We start from the raw sequence: 22,240 nt of genomic DNA, 5'->3' as shown, positions 1-22,240 counted from the left end.
ATAAATACAGAGACAGCCTTCAGTATTATATCCAAAATCGCTTCAATAAAATCTATCAGATAGATTCTGTTTTTTTCTTTCCTAACGGAAATGAAATACCTATAAATCCATTCACAGAATTAGAGTTACCTCCAAGATACATATAATCTGTTCCAACAAACAATGGTCCTAATTTCAGAGCGACTCCAAAAGATTTTCCGTTTGCCTGAACTGGAGAGTAACTTGCAGCTAAATCAACTCCAAAGCCAAGACCTGCAATACCAATGCCACCATCAAAATCAAATTCATCAATTTGCTGATTTTCGTTAAAGCCTAATCCTCCTCCGGAGAAAGAAGTAGTTACATTTGCTTTTACATTATAAGCATATTGGCTACCATACCAGTCTTCCGGACGCAAATTTTCAGGATCTACATTCGCCATATCCGGCATCTCCAAATCCACATCAAAGCGTTCTACCTCCATTTCGGCATGAGCAACTCCCAATAAAGCCTTTACACGTCCACCAATAGTCAACCTATCCGTAATAGGACGAGAGTATCCAAGACCGACTTCAGCATAAGCATTTATATTGACTCTTTGGTTTCCTAATTCATAAGAATGGACTCCACCCTCTTCAATATTGAAACCATCAATATTCCGCATATACTCAAACATAGACTTGGTAAGTGAAGCCCCTATATCAGTACGAAGTCCTACATTCACAGACCAGAAACCTTTTCCTTTATACCATCCAAATGATAGAATATCTGTATTGAAGTTCACATTCAGCCGGTTATCTGATTTCAAGCGATTATACAACTTATCATTGGTAAACAAATCCTCTTTAGAATCAAGAATATCTATAATATCATTTGTCCCCAACACATTAGAAGACGCAGCTACATTAAGCGAGCCAATCACAGGAAAGTTAAAATAGCCACGGGTAGGTTGTAAACCAGGATTCATCTGCAAACGATAACTCGTTCCTTCCATAAAATAAGAAGTACGCAAATACTGGGCGTGAATGTTCATTCCCCCATATATTATTCCCGCAATCAGACAAATCTTTTTACAACTAATGGTTTTCATAATAATATATCCAACATTGTTTTAATTATTTGCAAAAGTATAAAATTCTTTAAAAACCAAACCAGCAACAAAGCCAGATTTAGTACTATAAGAACCAAATCAAGGATTAAACAAGCACAATTTGCTACTAAAAGAAAAAAAATTGATAGCATCTAAATCGGCATTCAACTATTTCCTTGAAATTTAAGAGATTCTTTACATGAACACCAATAAAGAAATTAAACACATGGGCAATCTATATTTTAGAAAGCAACAAGATCGAATGAAGCACCCTCAGATGAGACACTTGTTTTACCTGTCAATAGATTCATTTCACCATTTACTAAAGTCCGAACCTTTATCCCGACATTTTTCAATTCATTATTTAGATTAATGTTCAATCTGTGCATTTTAGATTGAACACCATATCAGACTTGTATTCTCCTGCAGGCAAGGTCTTTTGTACAAATTAAATATCAGCAGCATTATATCCTTCTATATTCTGATTGGTCGAGATACGATACGAAGGCGTAAATTCAGTTTCCGACAATAAAAGGATAATGTACCGAAAACGTTAGTTCTCCATCACCAAAGTCTGAGCGTCTTAAACTTGGCAGCCATTTACCACCAGTATATATCAATTTTATTTCCATTCCTGATATACAAACCTATCGCATCCCCACCTGTCCAAAACAGATAGATAAGTTTTTGCGATTTACTCCAATTAAGACAAATAACTTCATCAGAATTCCAAGCTGACATTTATAACTGATAAAAACGGTCCATCATTTCCTTTTTATATTTCTTAGAAACCAGTAAATCTCCTGATTGATTAAAAGGAGGATACATGATACAGCGATTGTCCTGAACCATAATAAGGAAATTCATATTAATGATATACGACTGGTGTACTTGAATAAAAGAAGAGTCGTAAGCACAAAGTTGTTCAGCTGTAGTGTTGCGTTTCAAAGGAAGGAAAGTCCCATTTGAAAGAGCAACTTCCCAGATTTTACGATTAGATAAATAGCGAAAGTATCCTATTTCGGAAGCACGGAGAAAGCGCAGATCACCTGTAGGAGTAACTACCATAAATGGTTTCTCTCCTTCAGTCCCTATAGTAATACGATTGGATGACAATTGAGCAGATGAATGCATTCTATCAATAAAACGTGTCATCACAAGTTCCAACTCTTTGGAATCAATAGGTTTTAATAAGAAATCAAAAGCATAATTCCGGAAAGCATCAAGCACATATTTATTATAGGCTGTATAAAATATAATGCAAGCGTTTTCCGATAACTTATCATGTATTTTGGACACCACATCCATTCCCAGCATATCCGGCAACTCCACATCCTGAAAAATAAGATCAGGATGTACCTTCTCTACAAGTTTTATTCCTGAAATACCATTACGTGCAGTTCCCTCAACAGAAATAAAATCATATTTTTTTAGTTCAAAACATAAATTATCAATCGCACATTCTTCATCATCTATAATAACAACTTTATAAACCTTCTCCATCATAGTAACTTTTTATTTCCCTTTTAATTGATACGAATAGACAAAAGGCACAGTGAAACAAACTTCACATCCCACTTCTCCCCCTTCTACCGATACATTATTTATAGTCATAACAATTTGTCTACGATTATACGAATTCAACAATTGTATGGTTTGCGTAAGCACTTTCATTCCTGTGCCGGTTCCTTTGTTCTGACTGTGAGGTCTATAACCTCCTCCATTGTCGCAAATTACAATTTTTATATACTCAGATTCTTTTTTGATACGAATCCAAAGCTTTTGTTGCCCTTCTTTCATTCGTAAAGCATGCTTAATGGCATTTTCTACAGGAATCTGCAACAACATAGAAGGAACTTGTACAGTTTTCAAATCCACGTCAGAAGCAATATCCTCCACGTAAATAAAATCATCCCGTAAAGTACGACGTTCCAACTGAATATAAGTGTTTACAAAATCCAATTCATCAGCAAGAGTGACAGCCATATGGCTCGTAAATTCCAGATTTTTTCTAATTATTTTTATCAGATTCTGTAAATTATCACTTTCCGTTCTCTGTAAGGCAACTTCTCTATTCAGCACATTAAATATAAAATGAGGAGAAATGCGATTACGTATATTTTCCAGTCGCAATGAAGTCATTGCCTGTTGCATATTCCATTTATCACGATCTCTTTTCCTCTTTCTGTAAAATACAATAAACAATGAAACAGCAATTAATACTACCACAATCAACACAATCCGATACAACCATTGATTCAACAACAAAACCTCATTTTGTTTTTCACGTATGAGAATTTCCTTCTTCATCAATGTACTATCCTGCTTGTATTTCAAGGCAATCTCGGCAGCTCTCATTTTTACCCGCTCACTTCGGATTGAGTCATCAATCCGCTGATTCTCTTTTTGGTAATAATATGCATTCTTAAAGTCACCCACTTTTTCAAAATAAAGCTGCAAATATCGATTTCGTATATGTACCATATCAGGTTCTACATAGTTTGGAGTTACAGCATTTTGCAAGCGTTTTCGTGCAAGTTGTACATTATCTTCTTTCAATGCCAATTCTATAAGTTGCGTATCGATATAATACAATGCACTATAATTTTCCTCTTTTTGAAAATAATTATAGCAACGGTCCAAATAATAAGCCGCAGAATCTATTTCACCCATAGAAAGAAATACGTCACCCAAATTAACCATGGTAATATTTCTTTCAAATGTCATCTCAGGGTATTCCTGAAGCAAATCCATCAGACGGCGAAAATACGTCAAAGCAGAAGGGTAATCTTCACGGAAATAGTAGGAATTTCCCCTATTATTAAGATAAAATCTTTTCTCATGAGGCGTCATCCTGTCATAATACTTTCCGGCTAAATCATAATAATAATCAGACCGTACAAAATCACGAAGTTCCATATTTACCTGGCCCAATCCCCCATAAGCAGGAAAACGCTCCTCATCAGGCAGCTGTAAAGAATCTGCCAATGACAATGAATAACGATACCAATAAGAACTTAAATCATAATGCCCTGCCCTGAGATAGGCATCGGCTAAATTCAGAGATAAAGAAACCAGTTTTTCTTTATCACCATTCTTCATGCACAAACCACAAGCCCGGTTATAAGGTACAAGAGCCGAATCAAACATTGCCTTACGGGAGAAAACATTTCCTTTTCCATTCAATATCTGAATATAGAAATCCTCCATATGCGGCAGCTCTTTATTACGTTGATAAAAGTCTTCTGCACGATTCAATAAAATCTCTGAAGAGTCATGCTTTGACAAAAACATCATGGCTTTTGCCTTTACAACCAATAACTCATAATAAGCCACACTATCTTTTTCCATTACAAGCAAACTATCCAACAAATTAGAAGCCTGTAAAGGATCAACAGATACTGAGTCAAGAATCTCTCTAATCAGAAATCGGTCACGATAACCTCTCTGATCAGATTCATTTCCCTTTCTTTTACAGCACAAACAGGAAAAGGAAATAAGTATATATAGTATAATATGTAATCCAAATTTCATTTTTACAACCTAAGGTAGAGACACAAATGTATGTAAAAATAATAAACAAACAAAAATAAGTTTCTATTTTTATACCGTTCAGTAAATAAATTCACTACTTTTGATGGAAGATTTACAACTTAAAAGAAAACAAAATGAAAACACTTTCTAATGATAAGATTACACTACAAATAGCCGAACATGGAGCTGAATTAGTAAGTATAAATGTAAATAATACAGAATATTTGTGGCAAGGTGATCCAAAATTCTGGGGAAGACACTCTCCTGTTCTTTTTCCTATTGTAGGCCGTGTATGGAACAATCAGTATCAGCACGAGGGTATTACATATGAATTAGGACAGCATGGTTTTGCCCGAGACATGGAGTTTCAGTTGACTTACGAAGAAGATAATGCATTGATCTATACACTGGAAAGTTCAGAAGAGACTCTCAATAAATACCCATTTCCTTTCGTTCTTGAAATAGGCTATCGACTGAAAGGAAATCGAATAGAAGTGATGTGGAGTGTACAAAATACGGGAGATAAGGACATGTATTTCCAAATTGGAGCGCACCCAGCCTTCTATTATCGCGACTTAGACCCGACAACACATAAACGTGGCTATCTGGATTTTGGCAAAAAACATACCGACTTAGAATACATTTCACCGGCAGAAAAAGGATGTGTATCTGACAAACGGCATATTTTACACACAGAAAATGGAATCATGGAGCTAACCAGTGATACATTTATGTGCGATACTTATATGTTTGATAATAGTCAGCTGCAAAAAATCACACTGATGGATAAAGAGCAAAAGCCTTACATCAGTCTGGAATTTAGCAGCCCATTAGTTGCTGTATGGTCGCCGAGTGCTGTACATCCGGATGTTCCATTTGTTTGCATTGAGCCCTGGTATGGACGTTGTGATAAAGTGGGATATCATGGTGAGTTTAAAGACCGCGAATGGATGCAACATCTTGCTCCCAACAAAAGCTTTACAACAAGTTACTCAATCATTATAGAAGATATAGAATGATCATTTTTCAATACGATCATACTTTCGAAGGAATATTATCGGCTCTATTCGATGCATACAGTCGAAAAACATTTCCAGATTTACTTTTGCCGGAAAAAGAGCCACTTCCTTTGTTTTATGATTCCGTATTTCATGTTGTAACAGACAATAAAAAAGCAGAACGGGTATGGACTGCTTTAAAGAAAAAACTATCCAGGGGAGCCTTGTCTCAGCTCACTTATTGCTGGCTTTCGGAGAAGCCTGAGGCTCCCCTCCTTTTATTCAACTATATGCGGAAAATAGTCATCGCACCGCATTCTATAGAGACAAACTTTAGCGATCCAGACATATTGGCTATCACACAGCTAGGGAAAAAAGTAAGTTCTGAACAACATAGAGTTCTCCAATTCATGCGTTTTCAAAAAACGTACAATGGAATTTATTATGGAGCAATGGCTCCTTTATACAATGTATTTCCACTTACAATCTCTCATTTTCAAAACCGTTTTTCCGATCAGCCTTGGCTCATTTATGACACCAAGCGGAAATATGGATATTATTATGATCAAAATACAGTAAGCGAAATCACTTTTGAATTTCCCGAACAGTCTCATTTCACAACAGGAAAGTTAAATGATAGTCTACTGGATAAAAAAGAAAAGCTTTTCCAAACACTTTGGAAAAGCTATTTCGATTCTATCTGTATAAAAGAAAGACTTAATCCAATAAAGCATAAAAAAGATATGCCTGTACGTTTTTGGAAGTATCTGACAGAAAAGCAATAATTATCCTATTTTGCTGATTTTTTTCAAATGCTCTTCGTCTATCAACTTAATCTTACGGCCATCAATAGCAATCAACTTTTCAGAAGCAAAATTAGACAAAGTTCGAATTGCATTAGAAGTAGTCATATTTGACAAATTGGCCAGATCTTCACGAGACAGATAAATACTCAATGTTCTGCCATCTTCCTCCAAACCATATGTATCTTTTAAGAACAACAATGATTCAGCCAGACGGCCACGGATATGTTTTTGAGTTAAACTTACTGTACGTTCGTCCGAAATACCTAAATCTTTTGATAACTGACGAATAAAGAACATAGCCAAATCTGTGTTCTCTTGAATCAGTTTTACAATAGTAGGCATTGGTATAAGACAAATCGTACAAGGCTCGAAAGCAGCAGCAGCCGTTACAAAATTTTCTTCTGCAAAATAAGCACGATATGCAAAATATTCTTTATTTTTAATTACACGTATAATCTGACTACGCCCACCAACTCCGTCTTTATAAATTTTCACCTTTCCGGTAAGCAAACACATTAAATGCATAGGAGTTTCCCCTTCGCAGTAGATTGTTTCATTTTTTTTATATTTCTGCACAGTAAAATCCCGTGCAAGAATCGCACGCTGTTCCGTAGTCAGAGGCTGCCATAAATCAGGTATACTTTCCGCAATTTCAGCTTCTGTAAGTTCTTTCTTAACCATAAATGCTATAAAACCATGTTTTCGAACACAAAGGTAGGAAGAAAAAAATGAAATCTACATTTTAATTTCTAAAAATCTCATGCAACAAACCGCTTTTATTATATATTTGTCATTAATATGGAGAGAGTCAAGAAGAGATATCATAATTATGTACACATATTGCTGGTACTTTTCCTATTTGTTATTTTTGGGAAGGCACATGCCAACGATGTCTTTATAAACAACAGGCTCAATAAACCATATGTACCAGATTCTATCCTCGAGAACATCTTCCAATCAGCCAATATTTATGCGACAAAAGTGAAGAGCTATCAGGCAGATCTCTATTTAAAAGGGAAAATGCAGATTCACAAACAAAACCGTATCATCAAGTATGTGCCATCCATGTTCCGGTTAGAAAAAGGCATAAAAGACTATATACATGAGTCCATCAGTGAATTACAGTATACAGCCCCAGATATTTACGATCGTAAAATACGAGCGATTTCAACAACCTTCCCAGGAGGGAATAGTCGTTTTTTCGACATATTAGATTACCTTAAATTCAACATTTATTCTCCCTCTGTAATGGGAGATAAGATTCTGTCACCCCTGAATAAGCAGTCGAAAATACATTATAATTACTATCTGGAATCTATCAGCTACTGGTTAGGAACAAAAACCTATAAGATACAGATTATTCCGCGTTTCAAGAGCACTCAATTATTGGAAGGATACATATGGATATCAGCTGACGACTTTACAATCCGCCACCTTGAATTTAAAGGAAGATACGATGTAATCCGCTTCCAACTAAGCATGAAAATGGGAAATACAGAAGAAACAAAATACCTCCCCCAACTTATCAACCTGGATGTAAATTTCAAGTTTCTACTTAACCATTTGGAAATGAAATATACTGGATGGCTTACCTATAAAGACGTTAAATTCAGGAGCGAAGAAGATATCACACCCAAGTACTTATATAAAGATAAAAGCAAATACAATCTGACCAAATCTTATACTTTAACCTGCGACACGGCATGTCTGATACAAAACCGTGACTCCTTCAACCGTATCCGCCCCATTCCTCTTAGTGAATGGGAAGATTCCTTATACCAGGCATTCGACCAACGCCACCAAATTCAGGTACAAGATACACTTAAGAAAGAAGAAACAAAATTCCAAAAGAATCTGACCTATATGGGACAGCTGGGAGATGCACTGATAAGCAGCTATGAAATAGACATCACTAAAATAGGAAGTATCAACTGCTCCCCTCTAATCAATCCTTTGTTAGTCAGCTACAGCCATACAAATGGAATATCTTACCGGCAGGAGTTTAAATACAACAAACTGTTCCATAATGGAAGACTACTACATATTGTTCCTCAAATAGGATACAATTTCACCAAAAAAGAACTTTACGCCCAAATGGATGCAGAATATATGTATAACCCCATGAAGCATGGTTCTTTTACATTCAGTATAGGAAACGGCAACCGCATTTACAGCAGTATTGTACTTGACCAATTAAAAAATCTACCCGATAGCGCCTTCAGTTTTGATGGTCTGGAACTGGATTATTTTAAGGATGTATACCTACATGCTTCACACAACATCGAAATTATAAACGGATTGAATCTTTGGACGGGAATAACCATGCACTGGCGTCATACAAAAAGCACACCGGAAGTAGCAGCTCGTGGTATACGGTCACAATATAACAGTTTTGCTCCCCGCGTACGATTAGAATGGACTCCCGGCATGTATTACTATATAAACGGGAACCGAAAAATCAATGTAGGCTCTAAATTTCCTACATTCGTTATCGACTACGAAAGAGGTATCAATATTATGAAAAACTCCGGAAAATATGAACGGGTAGAATTTTCAGCCGAGCAAAAAATCCGTTTCAGGCAATTACACACCATTGCATATCACTTAGGGGGAGGATTCTTCACCAATCAAGATGATATGTATTTTGTCGATTACGTAAATTTTGCAAATCGTAATTTGCCACAAGGATGGAATGATGATATGGGAGGTACTTTTCAAATGCTGGATGGAAGATGGTACAATGCTTCCCGGCATTATTTCAGAGGAAATATGACTTACGAAACCCCTTTCCTTTTATTATATCCGGTCACCCGTCTACTTTCATTCATCCAAAAAGAACGTATTTATGCAGGAATCCTTTTTATGCCACATTTAAACCCATATATTGAATTAGGGTACGGCATTGGCACTCATTTATTCGATGGAGGTATATTTATTGGTAATGAAAAAGGGAAATTCACCTCAATAGGATTTAAATTCACTTTTGAGTTGTTTAACAAATAAAATATCAGACATAAAATAAATACCTGTTTGTGAAATATTATCTCTGAGTTAATAGTTACCAAATTCAAGAGTCATCCTCTTCACATAAGAGCCGGCAGAGATTAATTATACAAAATATTAGGACAATCCCTCCGAAAAGCATATCTTTGCCACAAATCCTTTAACATAATATACATCTTTATTTATGAAAAGACCTTTTTCAGTAATTGCAGGGTTGCTACTTGCAGCCATGCCTGTAATGGCCCAAACCTCTTTTGACAGCCGGATACACGCCGACTTTCAGAAGAAAAAGGAAGCATTACCTCACGGAGATCTGTTCAATGTTTTTCAAAAACAACTCACACAAGAGGAACGTGATGCTTTGACTTTTTATTATGCTTACATGCCTGTAGGCGATATCACTGATTATTCGGGAGATTTTTATTTGGAAAATGTGCGCACCTCACTTGCTACACGCAAAGAAACAAGTTGGGGGAAAAACATTCCGGACGATATTTTCAACCATTTCGTTCTCCCAATACGTATTAATAATGAGAATCTTGACCGTGCTCGTATGGTATTCCATGACGAACTGATGCCTCGTATCAAAGGTTTGTCCATGCACGATGCAGTACTCGAAGTAAATCACTGGTGTCACGAAAAAGTAAGTTACCAGCCCGCTGACGCGCGTACCAGTGCCCCACTTGCTTCTGTAAAGACAGCATACGGACGTTGCGGCGAGGAGTCTACTTTTTTAGTAGCTGCTTTACGTGCGGTAGGTATTCCAGCCCGACAAGTATACACCCCACGATGGGCCCATACAGACGACAATCACGCATGGGTAGAAGCATGGGTAGATGGCAAGTGGCATTTCTTAGGAGCCTGCGAACCGGAACCAGTACTGAATCTGGGATGGTTTAATCTGCCTGCAAGCCGTGGTATGCTAATGCACACCAAAGTATTCGGAGCATATAATGGTCCGGAAGAAGTCATGCGTACTACAGCCAATTATACAGAAATTAATATTATCGGCAATTATGCTAAATTTGAGCCTTTGACCGTAAAAGTAGTAGACGAGAAAGGAGCGGCTGTAGAAGGAGCCAGCGTGCAGTTTAAAATCTACAACTATGCTGAATTCTTCACAGTACATACCGTACTGACACCTAAAGACGGAACAGCTAACCTTTCTGCCGGATTAGGCGATATGATCGTAATTGCTACCAAAGGAGACAAATTTGGAATCCGTAAAGTATCTTTTGGAAAAGAGCGTGAAGCTATTTTAAAATTAGATCACCACACCGGAGAAGAATTTTCATTCCCCGTTGATTTGCTTCCTCCACCTGCCAAACTCAATTTACCGGAAGTTACTCCAGAACAGCGTGCAGAAAACGATCGCCGCTTCAACCTGGAAGACTCTATTCGTAATGCATATATTGCCACCTTCCCTAATGCCGAAGCAATCCAAAAATTTGCTACCGCTAACGGATACAAGGCAGAAGACATACAAAAATATATTGTAGCATCACGTGGAAATCATGCAGAAATCATGGGCTTCCTGAAAAAAGCCGCAGAGAAGAAATATGAAGCACGTGCTCTTGAACTGTTGGCTACATTATCAGCCAAAGACCTTCGTGATACCCCGGAAGACATTTTGAACGATCATTTATACCACACTTCTATGACATCTGATGCAGCCAAAGTTCTGGCCCCGCGCATTGCAGGTGAAATGTTGTCGGCCTACCGTTCATTCTTCCAAAAAGAAATCAAGGCAAGCGATGCACGCCGTTACAGAAAGGCACCGGAAAAACTGGCAGAATGGTGTCTAAAGAATATTACTTTACGCGATGACCTTTGTTGCGTAGGTACATTCATCTCACCCGCCGGAGTATGGAAAAGCCGTACCGCTGACCGTATTTCACGCGATATCTTCTTTGTTGCCGTAGCTCGTTCTTTAGAAATCCCTGCATGGATAGACGGAGTAACAGGAAATGTATTCTACCAAAAAGACGGCAAAGATATTAAGGTGAATTTTGAAAGCGGTATTTCCGGAGCAGCAGAAACAGGAACTCTCAAGCTGAGTTATTCTTCTATTCCACAACTTGATGATCCTGAATATCTGCGTCATTTCACCTTGTCAAAATTCAACAACGGACGTTTTGATTTGCTTAACTATCCAGACTTTGCAAAATGGAGCAGCCTGTTTAAAGATGGAGCCTCAATCGATACCGGCTATTATATGATGGTAACAGGAAGCCGTTTGGCTGATGGAGGTGTATTAGCTCAGGTTTCTTTGTTTAACATTCACAAGAATCAGACCAAAGAAGATAAACTGATTGTCCGTGACAATACAGAGGAGATCATGGTTATTGGCAACTTCAACTCAGAGTCTAAATTCATAGAAACTACAAGTGGAAAAGAAACAAGCATTCTCAACACCTGCGGAAGAGGACTTTATGTATTGGCTATTCTGGGTGTAGGACAGGAACCCACAGATCATACTTTAAAAGACATTGCCGTAAAAGCAAAAGAGTTCGACGAATGTGGCCGTAAAATGGTATTGCTTTTCCAAAGCCGTGAAGCATACAACAAATACCTGAAAGCACCTGTTCCAGGTCTTCCTGAACACGTTGTATGGGGTATCGATACCGATGGAAGCATTCAAAAAGATCTACTGGAAGTGCTTAACCTTGAAGCCAATACACCATTACCTTTGTTTATTATTGGCGACACATTCAACCGTATTGTCTTCACTTCACATGGATATACCATTGGATTGGGCGAACGCTTGTTGAAAATTATCAATAAGATTACAGAAGAAGAAGTCCAACAGTAAATGTCAAAAAGGAGACAGAAAGAGCATAAGCTTAATCTGTATTCCTAAAAATAATATTTAAATAGCCGGAATGAGTTGTAAAATTCATTCCGGCTATTTTTATCAGCTTATTTCTCACATCAAAACAGAAGTACTATCTTTATCATTTAAACACCCCTAATTGCCACACAAGAGATTGAAAAAGGAGGTCATTCTGAGCGTAGCGCAGAATCCTGAAAGCATCAGCTATTATATACGAGATCTTTCGCTTTCGCTCAAAATGACATATGATAGTTAAATCTTATTTTGATTCACCCTCTTCAACAAACTTCATATTATACTATAATCGTATTCTTACAAATAAATATATTTTCCTTCCAAACAATGTTATACAACATAAATCAGTGTCATTAAAAACACTATAATAAAAACAAAAAAACATAGAACAAGCAATAAAAGCAGCAAAAAGACATAGCACAACAAGGTAGTAACCCTGTTCAAAATCGATTTGTCACATTTAGCAAAGCAGCCTGTTTTCCTCGAAACTTACACCAGTAAGAAGCATTTATTATCGCCTTATAAATCTCTGATATTAAATATTTTATACAAACATATTACAAAAAGAATACACAATATAACGCTACCCCATGAGTTAATAAGCGTTAAAACACAGATAATCTTTTTTCTGCATATTCAATAATTCTTAACTATTTCATATTTTTACTAAAGAATAAATAACAAACCAAACACACAAACGAATATAACTAATTATAAAAGAGACACATATGACCATTTAATAAGTTTAATCTTGCAATACTAACGGAAACGATAAATATATCTTAACCCTAATAACAAAATGTCAACCTATGAAAATTAAAAGATTTTCACAAGTATTTTTATTAATGATGGCTTCCGGTTGCGGTACAGTAATGGCTGCATCCGAGAATGCACCTGAGGTATTTGCCTTACAGCAAACAGGTAAAATTACTGTTCAGGGAACAGTAGTCGATGCAACAGGGGAACCCCTTATCGGTGTAAGTATCCTTGAAATGGGTACTACTAACGGTACTATTACAGACTTCGATGGTAAATTCACTTTGTCTGTAAGCGAAAAATCCAAATTGGAGCTTTCATACATCGGTTACAAATCTCAGCAATTGGCACCAAAAGCAGATTTGGGTGTGATTACTCTTTCTGAAGACACAGAGGTATTGGACGAGGTAGTAGTAACTGCATTGGGTATCAAACGTGAAAAGAAAGCGTTGGGTTACGCTATGCAGGAAGTAAAAGGTGAATCATTGGTAGCATCACGCGAAACCAATATCGCCAATGCACTTTCTGGTAAGATTGCCGGTGTACAGATTACACGTTCAAGTAACGGTCCTGGCGGTTCTTCTAAAATCCAGTTGCGTGGTGCAAACTCTGTTACTGGCTTGAACCAGCCATTGATTGTAGTCGATGGTGTTCCTATGGATAACTTTACAGGTTCAGATAACGCAGACTTCTACAACCCTTCTTTGGACATGGGTAACGGTTTGTCTGATATCAACCCTGAAGATATCGAATCAATGTCTGTACTGAAAGGTGCATCTGCAGCTGCTCTTTATGGTTCACGTGCCGGTAATGGTGTTATCTTGATTACAACTAAAAAAGGTAGCAAACGTGAAGGTTTAGGTATTACTATTTCTGGATCTGTATCTGCAGAAACAATCTTCATGAAACCGAATTTGCAGACTTCATTCGGTCAAGGTAGAGACGGTATTTACAATGGAGAAAGTGGAGACAGCTGGGGTCCTGCAATGGGAACAGAATACGACTTCAATGGTCAGAAACGCACAATGCAGTATTATGACAACATTGATTCTTATTTCAGAACTGGTATTAACCTTACAGAAAGTGTTTCATTCCAGCAGCAGTTTGATAAGACTGCAGTATATGCATCAGCAACTCGTATGGATGATTCCAGCAAAATCCCAGGTGCAGAATTAAGCCGTACCAACTTTACATTACGCGCTTCTTCAACTTTTGGAAAGGACGACCGCTGGAGTTTCGACGGAAAAATCCAATATATCAATAACTCTGCCAACAACCGTCCTTTGATTGGTAACAACGATTCAAATGCGTTTTTGACAATCTACAAACTTCCTTCATCTATCAATATCAAAGATTATAGTAATCCTTTGAATGAAGAAGGAAAGATGTACTGGTGGTCTCCAAACGGTTTGAACCCATATTGGTTAGAAAAATACAAACTGAATGAAGATACCCGTAGCCGTTTCATGATCAATGCATCATTGAAATATAAATTTACAGAATGGCTGAACGCAGAAGTACGTGCAGGTAGCGATATGTATTTCACCGAGTCAAATGCAAAATCTTATGCAGGAGCCAGCACATTGAACAACGGAAACAGTAGCTATGAATTAAATGAACAACGCTTCTACGAAAACAACTTCAGTTTCTTGTTAACAGCTCAGAAAGACAACCTGATTGACAAGGTAGGTGTAAATGCTACATTTGGTGGTAACTTAATGGAAAGAAAGTCTACTGGATTGAAGAATTTTGCATCTAAACTGACTGTTCCTAACCTGTTCAGCATCAACAATAGTAGTAAATCAGACCGTAATGTTACTGAAACTTATAACCATAGAAAAATTAACTCTCTGTATGGTACTGTAGGTTTCAACTACGATGGTTGGATTTTCCTGGATGCAACCTTCCGTAATGACTGGTCTTCTACATTGGCAAAAGAAAACCGCTCATTCTTCTACCCGTCAGTTTCATTGTCATGGGTAGTTACTGATATGTTGAACAAAATGAACAAGCCTCTTCCTGAATGGGTTACATATGCAAAAGCGCGTGCTTCTTTCGCACAGGTAGGTAATGACATGGATCCATATCAGTTGTACGATTCTTATGAAATCGGTTCAGACCAGTGGGGTAACACTACTGCCAAACCTGGTGAAACAAAATACGATGCAACAGTACGCAGCGAATTAATTTCTTCTTGGGAAGCAGGTCTGGAAATGAAATTCTTGAACAACCGTTTAGGATTCGACTTGGCATGGTATAAGTCAAATGCAAAACGTCAGTTGATGAAGATTCCTATGAACGAGATGTCTGGTTACAAAAACAAGATCATCAATGCCGGAAACATTCAGAATACTGGTGTCGAATTGATGGTTTATGCTCGCCCGATAGAGACAGCAGATTTCAGTTGGGATACTCAAATCAACTTCTCTAAGAACAACAACAAAATCTTGGACTTAGGTCCTGGTATACCAAAATATGAATTGGGTGGTGCTGAAGAATTGAAAGTATATGCAGTAGCAGGAGGAAACTACGGTGAAATCTGGGGTACAACTTTTGCTCGCGTAACAGATGAAAACAGCCCTTATTACGGTAAACTGATTCTGAACGAAGCAGGTCTTCCTACAACAGACGGTGTACGCCGTAAAATCGGTGACCAGCAGCCAGACTGCATGTTGGGATGGATCAACACTTTGAATTACAAGAACTTCAGTTTCAGCTTCCAATTTGATGGACGTATCGGTGGCGATATCTACTCATATACTAACTATATGTTGCAGGTAAGCGGACGCGCAGAAGTAACTGCTCCAAACGGCAGTCGTGAGCAATTTGTAGTGGATGGTGTTATTCCTGACGGAAAAGGCGGTTACACAGTAAATAACATAGCTGTATCTCCGCAGCAGTACTGGTCACAGGGTATTGGTACAGGTAACCAAGGTATTGCAGAAGCCAACATTTATGATGGAACAAACTTCCGTTTGCGTAACGTTGCTCTTAACTACAGTTTCCCACGTGCTATGCTGAAAAATACTTGCTTCCAGCAGGTAAAATTGGGAGTATCTGTAAACAACGTATGGATGATTTACAGCGACATGGAAGGTATCGATCCTGAATCTGTAATGGTTGCAAATACCAATGCTACAGGTTTTGAATTTGGTGCATCACCAACTTCACGCTCTTATTTATTTAATGTTACTCTTGGTTTCTAATTCTATTAATTACAGAAAATGAAGACAATCAATAAATTATTCTTAGGTCTCGGATTGTTGAGTAGTTTTACAGCATGCTCAGATTTCGAAGATATCAATATAGACCCGACCAAGACTCCTATTGAGTCTACTTTGCCTGAATACTTTCTGAATAATGCCATCGGTAAAATTCAGATGGACCCAAGTACAGGAGAACGTATCTATTACTTGAACTGGGGAGATGCAGCTCGTACTTTCGGTGAAGCCGGAATGTTATCTGTAGGCTTATATGCAGACGACTATATGACAAACTTTTACTATCCTTGTCTGGCTTCTACCATCACTTATGTAACTACTGCCATCAACGAAGCAGCCAAACGCGCCGAGTCAGAACCATTCTACAAAAATGTAGAACAATTCGGTCGTATCTGGCGTGCAATGGTAATCGCACAGTTTGCAGACTCATTCGGTCCTTATCCTTTGAATGCTGCACAAGGAGAAAACCCGACATTCAACTCGGTAGAAGAAACATATTTCTTTATCTTGTCTGAACTGCAAGCTGCAGCTAAAGCAATTGACACTTCTATCAACCCGACAGAAAGCCAGGCAAAATGCGACCCTGCTTACGGTTTCGTTGCAAGCAAATGGCTTAAATTGGCAAACTCACTTCGTATGCGTTATGCAATGCGCCTGACTAATACAAACAGAGTCAACGATGCACAAAAGCATTTCGAAGAAGCTTGTAAAGGTGGTAACTACATCAAAGATCAGGCAGATATGTTGTGGTTCAAATCTGATAACGGATGGAATGATTACACCAGTCCATACACCCGTACATGGAACTTGCAGGCTTTGTCTGTTACAATGGCTAACTTGATGAACAACTTCGGTGACATTAAAGTAGAAACACAGCGTCCGGATTTGAAAGCTTATGCGAAAGCTAACAATTACATGGGTATCCGTTACGACAAGCACTTTGTTGGTAATACAGACGATCCTGCAAAACAGTACTGGTTGGATGGTATTCCAGAATACTTGGATCCTCGTGCTTTGAAAATGTTCTGGATTGTAAACGATAAGGATGCAGAAAATGCAATTCCTTCAGACAGAAAAGGTACAGCTATCGACCCAGAAGGTAGTGAACTGCTTTTGGATGATGAAGGTAAACAGACTATCAAAGTAAAAGGTTCGTATACTTGGAACGGAGTTCCTACCGGTTCTTCTACAAGCTGGTCACCTACCCTGTCTAAAAACAGACTGATTACAACAGGAAAAGGTATCCGTTCTTGCTATCCGTTGTGGGGTAAAGAATACTGTACAGGTGGTGAAGAAGGATTAGGACGTGTAGTATTCTTCGGCGCATGGGAATCTTACTTCCTCGTTGCAGAAGCTGCTCTTCGCAACTGGAGCACCGATATGGGTGACAAAGCTGCTTATGAAGCCGGAGTACGCGCCAGCTTCGATTACTTCGGTATTTCGGAATACGCTACAGACTATCTTGCATCAGAAAGATACAACCGTGTAGGTACTTCTGTAAGTTACGATCATACTGCAGAACCGTCTTCATTCGCTATCACTTACAAAGACGGATACAACAACAATGCAGAAAAGCAGGGTACATACAATTATCCTGATGCATCTAAGATTCTGTACAAAGGTCAGAAGTTGAATGACAAACTGACTAAGATTATTACTCAGAAATATCTGGCACAGATGCCTTACTTGGTACAGGAAGCATGGTCAGACCACCGTCGTCTGGGTCTTCCGTTCTTCGATATGACAGCAAACGAAGCAACTGTGATGACTGGTTCGGATATGACAGAATGGAAAAATGACTCATGGAAGTCTGGACAGTCTTGGAAATACTACCCACAGCGTATGAGATATCCTCAGTCACTGTTGACATCTGACGAAGCTGCATACAACCATGCAGTAGAATTGCTGGGTGGAAAAGACAACACAATGACTCCGCTTTGGTGGTCAATGGGTGCAACTAAATAATAACTTTATAAAAGCTATTATAGTCTCTAAAAGGCATGTCTTTCGAGGCATGCCTTTTTTCTTTTTCAGACAGTTTATAAAATATACCACCAAACAAGAGTCTTGTCCTTATTGCAAAAATTACTATATTTGCATATATATTGTAGGTATACTTTATTTTTATAAATCTTCTAATAACATGATCAAAAAACAAGTTGTGACGCTACTTGCTGCATTAAGTTGCGCTACTTCTCCCATTATGGGACAGCAGAAAGCAAGCGAAATGCAAGATGAGCAAAAAGAAAAACGAATGGAATGGTTTGCAGATGCCAAACTCGGTATTTTCATTCATTGGGGAATTTATGCAGTAAACGGAGTATCTGAAAGCTGGTCTTTCTTCAATAAATATTTACCCTACGAAGAATATATGAGTCAGAAAGATGGTTTTACTGCTTCCAAATACGACCCGAAAACATGGGTAGATCTGATAAAGGAAAGCGGTGCACGCTATACAGTCATTACAACTAAACACCATGATGGTGTAGCACTTTGGGATACAAAAGCCGGCAGTCTCAGTACGGTAAAAAGTACTGCTGCTAAACGCGATTTACTCACACCATTCGTAAAAGAAGTACGCAAACACGACCTTAAATTAGGTTTCTATTACTCGTTGTTAGACTGGTCACATCCTGATTACCCAAACAAAACCCGTACAGAAGTACGATACAAAGACGATCCGGCACGCTGGCAGCGTTTTGTTGATTTCAACATGGCACAGCTCAAAGAGTTGAACAAAACCTGGAAACCTGATTTGTATTGGTTCGACGGTGACTGGGAACAAACAGCCGAAGCCTGGAACTCCAAAGGTATTGTCGACCTGCTCCGTTCTGATAATAAGAACGTAATTATCAATTCCCGTATTCAGGGATACGGCGACTATGCTACTCCCGAACAGGGTGTTCCGGTAGTTCGTCCGGAAGACAAATACTGGGAACTCTGCATGACTATGAATGATTCATGGGGATACCAGCACACAGATACCAACTACAAATCGCCATATATATTGTTGCGTACATTTGTAGACTGTCTGAGTATGGGAGGTAACCTGCTGCTGGATATGGCTCCGAAAGAAGACGGAACACTGCCAGAAGAGCAGATTGCCATTCTGAAAGAATTCGGACGCTGGACAAAAAAACACAAAGAAGCCATTTACGAGACCAAAGCCGGTATACCTAACGAACATTTCCAGGGATATACCACATTAAGCAAATCAGGAGATATCCTGTATCTCTATTTGCCTTACAAGCCTAACGGTCCTATCGAAGTAAAAGGTCTGATGAACAAGGTAAACCGAGTATGGGTAGTAGGAAGCGGCAACATGCTGAACTACAAGATATACAACAAGAACTATTGGAGTGAAGTACCAGGAAACCTCTACATTGATGTACCTGAACGAGTACTCGACCCACAGATTACAGTTGTAGCAGTCTTGCTGGATGGACCTATAAAACTGTACAGAGGTGCCGGTAAAGTAATTGAAAGTAACTAAACCATCAATAAACACATGAGAAAACAATTTGTATGCAGTTTACTTGCTCTGGCTGCTTTCACACAGGTTGGAGCACAGAATTTATTTTCGAAGTACGAACGTGTCTTGACATTGCCTGCCGGCTATGTATGCTACCGTACAGAAGGAAAGTTGAAAATAGACGGAAAACTGAATGAAGCAGACTGGCAGAAAGCAGAAGCTACCGCTACATTTGTAGACATCAGCGGAGAAGGCTTCCCGAAACCTTGTTACGATACATCTGCTAAAATGTTGTGGGACGACAACTATTTGTACGTAGCAGCAACTTTGCAGGAAGATGATATCAAAGCAAAACTGAGCCAGCGCGATACAATCATCTATTACGACAACGATTTCGAAGTTTTCCTCGATCCGGACGGTGACGGACAAAACTACTTTGAAATTGAAAACAATGCCAAAGGAGTAATCTTCGATTTGATGCTGGACAAACCTTACCGCTCGGGAGGAAACTTCCTGATACAATGGGATTGCCCGGGATTGAAACTGGCCGTACATCGCGAAGGAACACTCAACAAGTCGAAAGACAAAGACAAACAGTGGAGTGTAGAAATGGCTATTCCTCATAAGGCACTGACTGTAAACTTCTCCAATCCTGGAGTAGCCGGCAACTACTGGCGCATCAACTTCTCACGTGTACAGTGGCTCAAACCCGGACAACGTGAAGAAAACTGGGTATGGATGCCTACCGGAAAGATTGACATGCACATGCCAGACCGCTGGGGATTCCTGTATCTGTCCGACAAAACGGTAGGACAAGGAACTGACGAGTTCAAGTATCCATACCACATGGCTACATACAAACTGTTGTGGGCGATGTTCTATGCACAGCAAGACTTCTACTCTAAAGAAAAGAGATACTTGCGTGAAAAAGAAAGTTTCTTCCTGACCGACGAAGAACTGAAAGGACTGTCTGAAGGAGCTGAAATTACAGTAGAAGCTACTACCCACACCTTCCGTATTGCCATCAGTGTACCGGAAGAGAATGTCCGCTATGTAGTAGATAATCTGAGCAAGTTTACCCGCGAACCGATTACAGCACAAAAATAAATTCTGATTTTGGGCTCTTAGGCTGATAGCATCTATATGCATAAACCTAAGAGCTCGAAGTTTATACATTAGAAAGCATAAGAACTTAAACAAACATGAGAACAATCTTTATTCTTTTTTCCCTGCTGTTCACACTGACAGCAAATGCAGCCAACCATAAAGAACTGCCTGCCAAAGGAAATCTCAATTTGCAGGTATTCAACAAGGCTAACGTACGTTTTCTTCCGGATACTTATGCCAATTTCTCTGAAGCAGACAATAATGGCATCATCCATCTGGTAAACGGACGTATCATCTTAAAGAAAATCCAGATCCCATCTTATCAGAGAGATGTAACAGTCAGCCTGAAACTGACAGTCGCTTCCAACGGTGACCGCTGGGACAAATCAGGATCTTGCTTTGTATTGCCAAAGAAATCTGCCATCAACCTGATGAGCATTGCACAAGGCAAACAAAAGTTTCCGGCTATAGACAGCACCAAACTGGAAAACCTTGTGGGTATCGTACCCGGTAAAAACTACCTGCCTACTATCGAATTGATGCGCTTCATGACTCCGTTTGGTGTAGGACATTACAGCCAGAACGACGACTCATTATCGAGCAAACGCCGCCCGGTATACATCCCGAAATGGGAAAAACAAGTACAATGGGAACAAGATATCACCGACTTGTATTCTGCTTTGGAAGGTGAAGTATATGTGGGTATCTTCATCGATACATGGACCCCGGAAGGCTATGTAGCAAGCATGGAACTGAACTTTAAGGAAAGTACTATCAGTTGCGACAAACTGGTGCGCCGCCATGTAGAACCACTGATGAATACCGTGTACTACATCGGTCAGTCTTATCCCGACATCTTTGCACGCAAATCGGTATCGACCGACTTTGTATTGCCGAAAAATGCAAAGAACGTACGATTGAAATACATCGTGACAGGTCATGGAGGACACTCTGGTGGCGATGAGTTTGTACAGAAAAAGAATATACTCTCCATAGACGGTACTGAAGTGTTCAGCTTCATCCCCTGGAGAGACGATTGTGCATCTTTCCGCCGATTCAACCCGGCTACAGGTGTATGGTTAATCAAACGTCTGGCAGCTTACATCAGCGAGGATGGATACAAGACCAAGGAAGTAGAAGAGCCATTGGCTTCATCGGATTTATCTCGTTCCAACTGGTGCCCGGGTAGTGATGTAGCTCCGGAAGAAATTGCATTGCCCGATCTTAAAGCCGGCAAACATACCTTTACGGTCAGCATACCTAAGGCACAGCCTATCAACGGTGACGAAATGAATCACTGGCTGGTATCAGCCTATCTGGTATGGGATGAAGAATAAAAACAGCTTCATAGCATAAAAAAGAGAAGGATTCCGATAGCAGCAAATGCTTCAGAATCCTTCTCTTTTATTTTAAGGATATGTTTAAG

Annotated in this window: 12 protein-coding genes and 1 pseudogene; 9 read left to right on the top strand and 4 right to left on the bottom strand. The window is 39.0% G+C overall.

The genetic code is table 11. The features are described from left to right. Positions 1-55: 55 nt before the first annotated feature. The 3 genes from WKU26_RS03005 to WKU26_RS02995 all read right to left on the bottom strand — a co-directional run bounded on the left by WKU26_RS03005 (position 56) and on the right by WKU26_RS02995 (position 4,420). Complete coding sequence (locus WKU26_RS03005; RefSeq protein ID WP_340320848.1) at positions 56-1,069, bottom strand: DUF5723 family protein; 1,014 nt, start codon at positions 1,067-1,069, stop codon at positions 56-58. Positions 1,070-1,810: 741 nt separating this feature from the next. Next, positions 1,811-2,572, bottom strand: a complete 762-nt coding sequence (locus WKU26_RS03000; RefSeq protein WP_340320881.1) for a LytR/AlgR family response regulator transcription factor — start codon at positions 2,570-2,572, stop codon at positions 1,811-1,813. Between the two features lie 12 nt (positions 2,573-2,584). After that, a complete protein-coding gene (locus tag WKU26_RS02995) occupies positions 2,585-4,420 on the bottom strand; it encodes a tetratricopeptide repeat-containing sensor histidine kinase (protein WP_340320847.1) in 1,836 nt (611 codons plus the stop codon). A 317-nt stretch (positions 4,421-4,737) separates the two neighbouring features. Here WKU26_RS02995 and WKU26_RS02990 point away from each other — a divergent pair, with 317 nt between their 5' ends. Both WKU26_RS02990 and WKU26_RS02985 read left to right on the top strand, forming a co-directional pair. After that, positions 4,738-5,622, top strand: a complete 885-nt coding sequence (locus WKU26_RS02990) for an aldose 1-epimerase family protein (protein WP_340320846.1) — start codon at positions 4,738-4,740, stop codon at positions 5,620-5,622. Continuing rightward, positions 5,619-6,386 carry a TIGR03915 family putative DNA repair protein gene (locus WKU26_RS02985; protein ID WP_269876527.1) on the top strand — a complete coding sequence of 256 codons (768 nt, stop codon included), beginning with the start codon at positions 5,619-5,621 and terminating at the stop codon, positions 6,384-6,386. Before WKU26_RS02990 ends, WKU26_RS02985 begins: the two co-directional genes overlap by 4 nt. Here the strand turns inward: WKU26_RS02985 and WKU26_RS02980 are convergent, their stop codons facing one another. Then, positions 6,387-7,088 (bottom strand): cyclic nucleotide-binding domain-containing protein, encoded by a 702-nt coding sequence (locus WKU26_RS02980; protein WP_178266495.1) that lies wholly within the window; start codon positions 7,086-7,088, stop codon positions 6,387-6,389. A gap of 117 nt (positions 7,089-7,205) precedes the next feature. On the opposite strand from WKU26_RS02980, the gene WKU26_RS02975 reads away from it, so the two are divergent. From WKU26_RS02975 to WKU26_RS02945, 7 genes and pseudogenes are all read left to right on the top strand, one after another. After that, positions 7,206-9,410 (top strand): DUF5686 family protein, encoded by a 2,205-nt coding sequence (locus WKU26_RS02975; RefSeq protein ID WP_340320845.1) that lies wholly within the window; start codon positions 7,206-7,208, stop codon positions 9,408-9,410. Positions 9,411-9,594: 184 nt separating this feature from the next. Beyond that, positions 9,595-12,222, top strand: coding sequence for a transglutaminase-like domain-containing protein (locus tag WKU26_RS02970; protein ID WP_340320844.1), 2,628 nt, complete (start codon positions 9,595-9,597; stop codon positions 12,220-12,222). An 845-nt stretch (positions 12,223-13,067) separates the two neighbouring features. After that, a complete protein-coding gene (locus WKU26_RS02965) occupies positions 13,068-16,220 on the top strand; it encodes a SusC/RagA family TonB-linked outer membrane protein (protein WP_445323206.1) in 3,153 nt (1,050 codons plus the stop codon). Positions 16,221-16,238: 18 nt separating this feature from the next. Beyond that, positions 16,239-18,200 carry a SusD/RagB family nutrient-binding outer membrane lipoprotein gene (locus WKU26_RS02960; RefSeq protein WP_340320843.1) on the top strand — a complete coding sequence of 654 codons (1,962 nt, stop codon included), beginning with the start codon at positions 16,239-16,241 and terminating at the stop codon, positions 18,198-18,200. A 238-nt stretch (positions 18,201-18,438) separates the two neighbouring features. After that, a complete protein-coding gene (locus WKU26_RS02955; protein ID WP_340320879.1) occupies positions 18,439-19,728 on the top strand; it encodes an alpha-L-fucosidase in 1,290 nt (429 codons plus the stop codon). 15 nt (positions 19,729-19,743) lie between these two features. Next, positions 19,744-20,811 (top strand): annotated as a pseudogene (locus tag WKU26_RS02950) (carbohydrate-binding family 9-like protein); the annotation flags it as partial. 98 nt (positions 20,812-20,909) lie between these two features. Next, complete coding sequence (locus WKU26_RS02945) at positions 20,910-22,151, top strand: PNGase F N-terminal domain-containing protein (RefSeq protein WP_269876533.1); 1,242 nt, start codon at positions 20,910-20,912, stop codon at positions 22,149-22,151. Positions 22,152-22,240 lie beyond the last annotated feature (89 nt).

Source organism: Phocaeicola sp. HCN-40430 (assembly GCF_037890285.1).
Lineage (GTDB): Bacteria > Bacteroidota > Bacteroidia > Bacteroidales > Bacteroidaceae > Phocaeicola > Phocaeicola acetigenes.
This window is presented reverse-complemented; position numbering and strand designations above follow the sequence as displayed.